10 protein-coding genes and 3 pseudogenes are annotated in these 9,166 nt (G+C 56.1%); 4 read left to right on the top strand and 9 right to left on the bottom strand.

Features of this window, described 5'->3' with window-relative positions:
- Positions 1-474: 474 nt before the first annotated feature.
- The 7 genes and pseudogenes from KMP13_RS20590 to KMP13_RS20835 all read right to left on the bottom strand — a co-directional run bounded on the left by KMP13_RS20590 (position 475) and on the right by KMP13_RS20835 (position 4,088).
- A complete protein-coding gene (locus KMP13_RS20590) occupies positions 475-765 on the bottom strand; it encodes an amidohydrolase family protein (protein ID WP_251363873.1) in 291 nt (96 codons plus the stop codon).
- Positions 766-971: 206 nt separating this feature from the next.
- Complete coding sequence (locus KMP13_RS20585) at positions 972-1,322, bottom strand: hypothetical protein (protein ID WP_251363872.1); 351 nt, start codon at positions 1,320-1,322, stop codon at positions 972-974.
- Positions 1,319-2,272, bottom strand: a complete 954-nt coding sequence (locus KMP13_RS14410; protein WP_353055718.1) for a mandelate racemase/muconate lactonizing enzyme family protein — start codon at positions 2,270-2,272, stop codon at positions 1,319-1,321. Before KMP13_RS14410 ends, KMP13_RS20585 begins: the two co-directional genes overlap by 4 nt.
- A gap of 12 nt (positions 2,273-2,284) precedes the next feature.
- Entirely contained in the window at positions 2,285-2,473 is a 189-nt protein-coding gene (locus KMP13_RS20840; protein WP_285895551.1) for a hypothetical protein, read from the bottom strand.
- A 36-nt stretch (positions 2,474-2,509) separates the two neighbouring features.
- A pseudogene (locus KMP13_RS14405) lies at positions 2,510-3,384 on the bottom strand (5-dehydro-4-deoxyglucarate dehydratase).
- 91 nt (positions 3,385-3,475) lie between these two features.
- Positions 3,476-3,898 carry a FadR/GntR family transcriptional regulator gene (locus tag KMP13_RS14400; RefSeq protein ID WP_215266623.1) on the bottom strand — a complete coding sequence of 141 codons (423 nt, stop codon included), beginning with the start codon at positions 3,896-3,898 and terminating at the stop codon, positions 3,476-3,478.
- Between the two features lie 61 nt (positions 3,899-3,959).
- Positions 3,960-4,088: a hypothetical protein gene (locus tag KMP13_RS20835; protein WP_285895550.1), complete on the bottom strand. Its 129-nt coding sequence runs from the start codon at positions 4,086-4,088 to the stop codon at positions 3,960-3,962.
- 296 nt (positions 4,089-4,384) lie between these two features.
- On the opposite strand from KMP13_RS20835, the gene KMP13_RS14395 reads away from it, so the two are divergent.
- A complete protein-coding gene (locus tag KMP13_RS14395) occupies positions 4,385-5,203 on the top strand; it encodes a trypsin-like serine peptidase (protein WP_215266622.1) in 819 nt (272 codons plus the stop codon).
- A gap of 23 nt (positions 5,204-5,226) precedes the next feature.
- On the opposite strand, the pseudogene KMP13_RS14390 reads toward KMP13_RS14395, so the two are convergent.
- Positions 5,227-6,303: pseudogene (locus tag KMP13_RS14390) on the bottom strand (AGE family epimerase/isomerase).
- A 149-nt stretch (positions 6,304-6,452) separates the two neighbouring features.
- On the bottom strand, positions 6,453-7,136 hold the full coding sequence (locus tag KMP13_RS14380; RefSeq protein ID WP_215266617.1) for a GntR family transcriptional regulator: 684 nt from the start codon (positions 7,134-7,136) through the stop codon (positions 6,453-6,455).
- Positions 7,137-7,256: 120 nt separating this feature from the next.
- Here KMP13_RS14380 and KMP13_RS14375 point away from each other — a divergent pair.
- The 3 genes and pseudogenes from KMP13_RS14375 to KMP13_RS20580 all read left to right on the top strand — a co-directional run bounded on the left by KMP13_RS14375 (position 7,257) and on the right by KMP13_RS20580 (position 9,036).
- Positions 7,257-8,145 (top strand): annotated as a pseudogene (locus KMP13_RS14375) (mannonate dehydratase).
- Between the two features lie 81 nt (positions 8,146-8,226).
- A complete protein-coding gene (locus KMP13_RS14370; RefSeq protein WP_251363871.1) occupies positions 8,227-8,643 on the top strand; it encodes a TRAP transporter large permease subunit in 417 nt (138 codons plus the stop codon).
- A 99-nt stretch (positions 8,644-8,742) separates the two neighbouring features.
- A complete protein-coding gene (locus KMP13_RS20580) occupies positions 8,743-9,036 on the top strand; it encodes a transposase (protein WP_353055717.1) in 294 nt (97 codons plus the stop codon).
- The last annotated feature ends 130 nt before the right edge of the window (positions 9,037-9,166 follow it).

The following is a 9,166-nucleotide window of genomic DNA, read 5'->3' as shown; positions in this document are numbered from 1 at the left end:
TTGCCTACAACATGCGACGGCTGGCGAAGCTGCAGCGCCTAAATCCAAATCCAGCGTGATCTGGAGCGTGGACGCCAGGCCGAAGGGCCAGAAGCCCGCCATGACAGCGCAGACCCGCCACTGACTACACTTCCAAACACTCCAGCAAGCCATTTCATGCGGTATTTACTCCACCAAATTCGCCCGAAACAGCGGAAGAAGGTGAAAAATCGAGGTGCCCTGTAGCGTTTGATGCACTTGGCACGAGGCCTGAGGTCTTTGTCGGGGAAAGTGGCGTAGATGGAGAAACCGCCCAGCGCGCGACAGAGCCGTTTTTGCTGTTCACCGACGGATACCGCATACCCGCCACTTCGACCATTTTGACAAGCTACCGCAACTAATCGGACAATTCCTGACCGAGGCTGAGCAGCTTCCGCCTCTCAACGCCGTATTGGTCCACATGCACTGGCGATGGCGGTCGGCGTGTTATGCGAACTAGAATAGACGAGCGGGATTGCTGACAACGGCCTTTTGCACGGCATCACGATCGGGCAGCCAGCCCAAAACCGAGTCCAACAAGGCCGCATCATTGAGGGAATCCTCAGTCTTTTGCGTCATATTGTGCGGGAAGTTTGTGCCCCCGATGATCCGATCCGGCGCATAAGCTACAATGTCGAGCGCAACGACGGCCCCATCCGCGTAATTTGGTCCACCTTGTTGAGAAGACACATAGCAGGCACAGAATTCAAACAAGCACTTACCTGTGTCCATCAACCGTTTCACCATCGCCACCTCGGGCCCGTCGGGCCTGACTCCAGTGCGAAACTTGCCATGGTGGTCCAACACCTAATTGCAGCGAAGCTGTTTCAACTGGCCAAAGTGATCCGCAATGGCCGAGCCGTCAAACTGCAGCACTGCCACCTAACCGGCCGCTACAGCGCGCGCTTGGACCGCGTCCAGTTGGTCGAACCCCACCGCTCCACCGGCAAGGTTCACAATCCGTGTCCCCACCACGCTGCCTCAGACAAAAGCGCCACTTCGGCATCTGACGTCGCGCCATCAATGGCCGCCACACCGCGCACCCCGTCGCCGACGCTTTGCAAGGCTTCGATCAGATTGCCATGATCGGTCTGATGCGCGTTGCCCTGGCATATGACAAAGCGTTCGATCCCCAGCCAATCCATCACCTGGCGATATTCAGCAAGGCCTGGCAATCCGACCGGCAGCGCTGGCCCACCGGGCTGAGCTGGGTGGTTCGGCAGATAGACATGCAGATGTGTGTCTATCGCGCCTTTGGGCAAGGCCATCCGTGGTGGTGCACCGGTGTAGCTGCGTTCGATCACGAAACGTTCCCGAAACTGGGTGCAAACGCAAAATCCTTCAGAGCGTCGCGGTTGATTTCGATCCCCAATCCCGGTCCATCTGGGATGCGCATGATACCATCTTGGGCCTCCAACGGCTGGGTGATAACGGCCTGCCGGAAAGAGTTTGGCATTCGGTCGAATTCGAAAATCGGCGCAATCGGGTCGCGCCGGGGCGGATTCGGCAATTGAGCGGATACCAATTGCAGACTCGCTGCGATCTGAATGGCCGTTCCCGAGACATGTGGCACCACACGCTCCCCGCGCAGCGCCGCCATATCGGCGATCCGACGCATTTCGGTAAACCCACCAGCCCCAAACAGGTCCAGTTGCAGAATATCCACACAGCCTGTCTTAATCGGATCGCGAAAGGCAAAACGCCCGTGCCATGTCTCACCGCCCGCAACCGGGATTGGTTGCTTGGCACGCACTTCGCGATAGGCGTCCAACTGTTCGGGGATCACGGGTTCTTCAAACCAATCGATGTCAAACTCTGCCCCGCGCCGCCCGGCTTCGATCGCCTCCAGCGCAGAATAGCCGTGGTTTGCATCAATCTTCAGCCGGGTGTCGGGGCCAATTGCCTGGCGTACGGCTTCGACAACAGCCAGATCTTCCTCAACCCCAAAGCCGATCTTGATCTTGACCGCCTTAAACCCATCCGCGACATGACGGGCGCATTCTTCGGCGGTATCGGTGACCCGGTCCACCCCTTCACGGCGAAAAGCACCCGTGGCATAGGCTTGAACCGTTTCCCGCACGCGTCCGCCCAGAAGGACCGAGATCGGCGCGTTGAAATGTTTGCCTTTGATGTCCCACAAGGCCACGTCAATGCCGGACAAGGCGGTTATTGTCAGGCCCCGTTGCCCCTGATCGCGGAACTGATTGTAAAGCTCTTGCCATAACACCTTAGTCTGGAACGGATTGCGCCCAATCAGGTGTTTGGCTTAGGTCTGCACCATCACTGCATTGGGCACCGCAGGGCCCAGACATTCGCCCCATCCAACGGTTCCACCGTCGCAGACGATCTCAACCAGAATATGTTGGCGGCTTTTGAACCGGGTCGACGCGCTTTCAAAGGCGACATCTAGGGGATGATCCAAAAGATGCGTGTGAACCTCTGCGATTTTCATCATGCGCTCACAACTTCCCAGCACGTTCGATCAGATCAGCTATGATAGCATATTTTCCTCGGTCAGATCCGCCAAGGGTGAGCGAACGGGACCTGCATCAAACCCGGCAATGCGCACTCCGGCCTTGATCGCAGAGACCGCATAGCCTGTCTTGCGGCCACGGATCTGCATGAAGGGGTAGAAGAACTCGTTGAGGATCTGCTCGGTCCGCGCGGTGTTGCCGACCCGCAAGTTGGTATAGAAATCAATCACCAGCGCCGGGACGAAATTAAAGACAGCCGAGGAATAGGTGGTAAAACCTGCCACCAGATAGGCATCCGCAAACAGCTCGGCCGTCGGCATACCACCCAGATAAGTCAGCCGATCACCCATCCGCGCCGTGATCTGACGCACGCGACCAATGTCGCCGGAACCATCCTTAAACCAAACCAGATTGGGACAGAGCGCGCACAGCTGTTCCAATGTATCCGCCGTCAGCTGCGAGTTGGCACGGCTGTAGACCATGACACCAATATTGACCGCATCACAAACAGCTTTGATATGGGCGAAAATCCCGTCTTGCGGTGCTTCGGTCAGACAGTGTGGTAGCAGCAGATCCCATCGGCTCCGGCAGCCTCTGCCTCTTTGGGAAGTTCCACGGCCATGGCTGTCCCATATCCGCAGCCCGCAATATTTAACGTATCGCCTGCGGCATCTTTTGCCGCGCGGATAATCGAGGGAATTTCGGACGGGGCGAGCGAAAAGAACTCTCCTGTGCCGCCCGCTGCAAACAGCGCTGTGGCTGGGAAGGAGGACAGCCAATTGATGTGGTCCTTATAGACCGGCGCATTAAACGCCCCATCTGCCCCAAAGGGTGTAACAGGGAACGACAGCAGGCCAGCTCCCAATGCGGTTTTAATGTCCTGAGGTTCCATGGCTCATGTCTCCTAATGCGCGAAGGTCTGGGTCATCTTTTCTCTATAGATTCATATGATGAATGCCATAACTCATCATACAATTACACAATCATTCGGTGGACGCGCGCAAATCCCGGTATCGCTGCAAACCGCTTTCCATGTGTTTCCGCATCCAGGACCGGGGGACAGCCCCGTCTCCTGCGGCGATCGCATTCGCAATCTCCCGGTGTTCGCTGTTCAGTTGTTTATCATAGGAGCTGGATCGACCACCGTGATCATGGGAGGAAACACCCACCCGAGGGATCGCGCCAATGCCCAGCGCCTCAAGACACAATTCAAACCGGGGGTTATTGGTCGCGCGTGCAATCGCCATGTGAAACGCCAAATCCAGTTTGGCGGTATCTTGTCCCCCGGCAATCGCCTCGTCCAGTGCATCAATGGCTTCGAAAACAACAACCTCTTGCGCAGGCGAGCGTCGGGTTGCCGCCAGAGCCGCTGCTTCGGCCTCAACCGGAATGCGCAGTTCCATCATTTCCAACACGCCCGACAGTTATTTGAGGTCGATCCCGCCATATTGCGCGGTCAAAGCGGCCTCACTGGGCAGCTTTCCTCCGACTGGCACGACGCCCCCCCTCAACGATCTTGCGCAGATCCGCCACTAGCCCCTGAACCAAGGTCTTTCGCGCGCCAGGAACCTGTGTTTCGTCTTGCCCGTCGGTCATGGTCTTCCTTCATTTCAAAGCGCCGTAGAACGGTTGCGCCCAAACCTAGCGGGCGCTCATAGTGCACGCAACAAAACGTTCCGAAGTCATAGTACAAGTGCAAAACAACATTCGAAGTGTTCCGTGACACGACAGCCCCGGTTTGAGGGCACCCACTCCAAGGTGACGCGCCAGATCGCCATCGGGCCTTGATGACATTTGCGTGCAACGGGCGCTTTGGCTTTGTAACTGTCTGGCAGGACCTACGGTCTTCACGCTAGGGTCGCCTTAATGCCCTCGCAGGACTGACCGATCATATGCTGCAGCTCTCTCGCCTTATTCTCTTTTTCTGCGCAGGGTTGCTGGTATGTGCAGGTTCTGCCAGCCGTTCAAACGAAGCAGGCAACGCTGCCTCGCAGATCCGCGGCGACTCCGTCTGTGGTATAAAGAAAAATTTTGGTTCCGGGTGTGACGGCATCCGAAAGCGCGCTATTTTGGACGCGTCCTCTGAACCGTGGCGCGCCATAGGTCGCGTTAATTTTGCCAGCACCCAAATAAGAAGCCATTGCACGGGAACGTTGATTTCTGAAAACCGGGTGCTTACGGCAGCACATTGCCTTTTTAATCACAAGCGCAAATCCTGGATTCCTCCCTCAAGTCTGCGTTTCGCAGCGGGTTATGAACGCGGCGGCGCGGTGGCTGTATCATCGGTGGAACGTTATGAAATGGACCCGTTTCACAATCGCGAAAGTCGTGAATTCCGCTCCGTCGCAGCAAAGGATTGGGCCATTTTGGTTCTGTCTGATCCAATTGGCAAAACGACGGGACATGCCGTGTTATCTGATGCACCTGAACACGATGTGGCGAACGGCACTATAAGCTTGGCGGGGTATGCTGGGCTTCGCCCTCAAGTTCTTTCGCATGCCACCGATTGCGGTGAGACGTCTTTCCGGCACGGCCAAGGGATCTTCCGGAGCCAATGCTCAGTCATGCAGGGTGACTCGGGCGCACCCATCTTTGTAATTGAAAACGGCAAAATAAGAATTATTGCCGTTTTGTCCGCAATAGCCGTATCCGGCCAAGGCCTATTCAATATCGCTGTCCCGGTTTCAACGGTTCCAGACGAGGTTCAGTAATAAGCGCTCAGCCGATCTGATGGCTATTTCACTCCCGGACCCTGCCACAGTCCCATCCGTGCACCTTCGGTCATGGCCACTACGATATGATACAGTAATCGGCTGAGACCTTCGTCCCAGATCACGTTGCCCGAGGCGTCCAGCTGGTACACATATCCCGCATAACCGGCAAAATAGCGTTGGAACATCCGCAACGCATGGCGCTGTGCGCGTTTGGCGATGACTGGATCAGCGGCGCGCACCACATCAGCCTTGATCGCCTCGGTCTGGGGCCACAATCGAAATCGCTCTTCTGTCCAGCCCAGATCATTGGCAACCGCATCATAAACAGCGCCGGACATGACGTTTTCGGTGGCATATCCATGCGACTGTGCGAAGGCGGTCAAACGGTCTGCGATCTCACGGCTTTTGGGATCTCCGCCCAGCTCAGCCTCACGCGTCAAGAGCCACGCCCATTCGCATTGGTGGCCGATATCACGACGTTCACCATCGGCACCCGGCTCAACAGACAGGTCGGCTGCGATAAATTCGGTCATGGACCCGGTTTCAGCGTCAAAGAAATACTCCAACCCTTTGGCCCGCATCTTGCCTGCGCGCTCCAACCAAACCGGGTTTTGGGTCATTTCGAACGCCTGCAACGCAACTTCGTACAAATGCATATGAGGGTTCTGCGAACCATAAGGCGCATCGGCCGCCGCAGGATCCTCCAGCGCATCATGTTCCAGCATCAAGCCGGTCTTGGCATCACGGAGCGTGGTATCCACCTGAGTCCACAGCGCCTAAAGCTCATCTGTGACGTCTTTATCTGGATGCAGACGGCCCCAGGTCGCCAGCCCCAGAATGACAAAGCTTTGGTTATAGCTGGTGGCTAACTCATCCTCGGCCTTGCCAGTGGGGTTACCGGTGGCGGAAACGGCCGTTCGGTAAAGGCCTGGAGCCTTGCGAAAGGATGCCAGTGAGTCGTGGGTGATCTGGGCTGCGTGATGATATGCGAGCGTATCGGACTGCAACGACAAATGAGAGAACGTGAAGAAAAGACGCGCCTGCGCTAGAATCGTTCGGCGTTCCGGCTGCACAGGGTGCGCATTTTTGTCCAACACATCATAAAGGCCAATAGCCTTTGGATCATGCGCATGGTTCACCCAAGCTGGTAGATAGCTATTCCAGAACCAATCAACTCACTCCGGAAGATCAACCTCTGGCGAAAGTTGCGCGGCAATAGGGGCGAGATCCTCTGGTGTGTTGGGCATTAGGATAGGGCTTCTGTTCCTTCAAAGTAGTCGGGGTAGGTTTCGATGATGCGTGGCAGGTCGCGAGTGAATTCACGCAGGTGGGTACGCATGGCCTCGCACCCGGCGCGTGCGTCATTTTCACGGATCGCATCGACGATTTTCCTGTGTTGCCGCATCAAGTTGTCACGGGAGAATTGGCGGGCGCTCATATTTCGAACCCGGTTCATCTGCACGTTCAACCCGTCAAGATAGGTCGACACCTCTGGCATGCCCGCAAATCGAGCCAGGCAGCGGTGAAACTCTTCGTCTAAGCGCACGAATTCTCTGGGGTTTTCATCTTTGATCGTTTCTTTCTGAAGCGCGATCTGCGCATCCAGCTCGGCGATGATCTCGGGTGATGAACGCTCTACTACTCGGCTGACCAAATCCGACTCAACCGCTTCGCGTACAAACCGTGCGGTCAACGCAGACGGAACCGAGATACGTTTGATAAAGGTTCCCCGCTGCGGGCGAATCGTTATCAGTTGCTCTTCGGACAATTTGATAAAGGCTTCGCGGACGGGCTGGCGCGATACGCCGTATTTCGACGCAATCTCAGTCTCGGAAATACGCTGTCCCGGGATCATTTTACAGGAGACAATACGTTCCCTCAGTTTCCGGTGAAGCTGTGGAGCGACTGCGTCTTCTAGTGACAATGACATGGCGGAATTGATCCCCGTTCTAGGTTATAAAGTTGATTTGGAATAAGGCCGATTTTGCTCCCCTGTCAACTTGTATGGAAGAATGCAACCCTATTTATCTACACAAGGGAATATGTAGAAATACGGCAAACGTGGCGCTGGTTCGGACCAAAAGACGCTGTATCGACGGACGACATGATGCAAGCCGGTGTTGAGGCCGTTGTGTCTGCGTTGCACCATATGCCACCCGGTCAGATCTGGGGCGCCGAGAAAATCAAACGGCGTCAAGCTGAAATCGGCAAAATGGCGGATGGCTCTCCGTCCGGTTTGAACTGGGAAGTGGTCAAAAGCCTGCCGGTGTCCGAAGATATTAAGCGTCAAAGCGGCGCGTGGCGTGTCGATGGATGATGCGCGCCCATCCAGCACGCTATGACGGGACTTCATCCGACCGCCTGCGAGCCAACCAAATCGATTTCCTCGCCGAGGTTGCACTGTGGCGCAGGATCTGGAAATGCGCCTGTGCTGCCACCCGGATGATCCGCCGTTCTCATTGTTGGGATTGCCGCGTGTGGTATCGTGTGAAACTGACTATCGCCATTTCCTGGATGCCGTTGACGTGCCTGCAAATGGTGTGACCCTCTGCTCGGGGTCGTTGGGTGCAAGCCCGATAAATGATCTGCCCGGCATGATGGACCGTCTGAGCGATCGCGTACATTTCCTAAAACTGCGCAATGTGCATCTGGAAAGCGACGCCGAAATTGGCAGCTTCCACGAGGCCGAGCATCTGGGCGGTGGGGCGGATATGGTGGCGCTTGTAGCAACCATCTTGCGTGAAGAGAAGAAACGCCGCGCCGCAGGATGTGCTGATGCCTCCATTCCGTTTCGCCCGAATCATGGTCAGGATATTCTGGACGACCGCACACGCGAGGTGCAGCCTGGCTATCCGGCCATTGGCCGTCTCAAAGGTCTGGTGGAATTGCGCGGCATCATGACAACGCTGCAACATACAGAATTTGAGGCGCAGGTATGACAGCGCCGCGTTTAACTGACCTCAGCCAGATCACTGGCACCGCGGCCAACCGAAAGCGCGATTATCGCGACGGGGTATGCGATGATCCTGGGCTTGTTTGTCTATCGGACCATAAGCGTGCGCGATCTGGGGCATATCTTTTATGATTCAGGTCGTTTTGCGTCGATCTCGCTCTTTGCGATTGGCACCGTCACCGCGTTTGGTTGGTTGCTGGCCTTCTTCAAAGCGCCGCGCCTGATTGTCGAATGGTTGACCCTGTTTCAGGCTGGCCCGTTTGAGACAGGTCTGATCATCGCAGCGCTGTTCCTGTTGTTCGGCCTGTTCATCGATGGGATTCCGACGATCATCATCCTGGGCACCGTCTTGATGCCGGTTGCGGCTGGCGCTTGCATTGATCCGATTGTCTTTGCGAATATCGGGATTATCTCGCTGTCGTTTGGCCTGGTCACACCGCCTTATGGCCTGTGTTTGCTGATCTCAGCCGCCATTGCGGGGTGAACGTGGTGCAGGTGCTACGTGAGCTACCCCCCGAAAATCGGACACTGACGTAAGCTACGATTTGTTGTCTGTTGATCTTCAACACGAAGGAGATTGACGGTGTCGAAACGAAAGCAACATCACCCTGAGTTTAAGGCCAAGGTCGCATTGGAAGCACTGAAAGGCGAGGAGACGGTCAGCGAGTTGGCCAGTCGGTTTGGCGTGCATCCAACGATGATCCATCAATGGAAACGCGCATTACTTGAAGGCGCTTCCGGCGTATTTGAGCGCGGCGGGCGGACGGCACCGGAAGTTGATGAGGAGCAGGTCAAAGACCTGCACGCCAAGATTGGGGAGTTGGCCGTCGCCAACGATTTTTTGGCCCGAAAGCTCAAACCTTGGGCCGGCAAGTGAGGCGCAAGATGATTGCGCCGAACCTAAAAGGTCTGTCAGTCAGCAAGCAAGGTCTGCTGCTGGCGATCTCGCGTTCGGCATTCTACTCTGAGCCAACAGGCGAAAGTGAGATGAAACTCGGTCTGATGCC

The organism is Epibacterium ulvae, assembly GCF_018678075.1.
Taxonomy (GTDB): Bacteria; Pseudomonadota; Alphaproteobacteria; order Rhodobacterales; family Rhodobacteraceae; genus Epibacterium; species Epibacterium ulvae_A.
Note: the sequence above shows the minus strand (reverse complement) of the source record. Positions and strands in the feature narration are given on the sequence as shown.

Excerpts from the sequence above, each read along its gene's own strand:
- KMP13_RS20590 (WP_251363873.1), bottom strand. The coding sequence starts at position 765 with ATGGTGAAACGGTTGATGGACACAGGTAAGTGCTTGTTTGAATTCTGT.
- KMP13_RS20840 (WP_285895551.1), bottom strand. The coding sequence starts at position 2,473 with ATGATGAAAATCGCAGAGGTTCACACGCATCTTTTGGATCATCCCCTA.
- KMP13_RS14400 (WP_215266623.1), bottom strand. The coding sequence starts at position 3,898 with ATGATGGAACTGCGCATTCCGGTTGAGGCCGAAGCAGCGGCTCTGGCG.
- KMP13_RS20835 (WP_285895550.1), bottom strand. The coding sequence starts at position 4,088 with ATGACCGACGGGCAAGACGAAACACAGGTTCCTGGCGCGCGAAAGACC.
- KMP13_RS14395 (WP_215266622.1), top strand. The coding sequence starts at position 4,385 with ATGCTGCAGCTCTCTCGCCTTATTCTCTTTTTCTGCGCAGGGTTGCTG.
- KMP13_RS14380 (WP_215266617.1), bottom strand. The coding sequence starts at position 7,136 with ATGTCATTGTCACTAGAAGACGCAGTCGCTCCACAGCTTCACCGGAAA.
- KMP13_RS14370 (WP_251363871.1), top strand. The coding sequence starts at position 8,227 with ATGATCCTGGGCTTGTTTGTCTATCGGACCATAAGCGTGCGCGATCTG.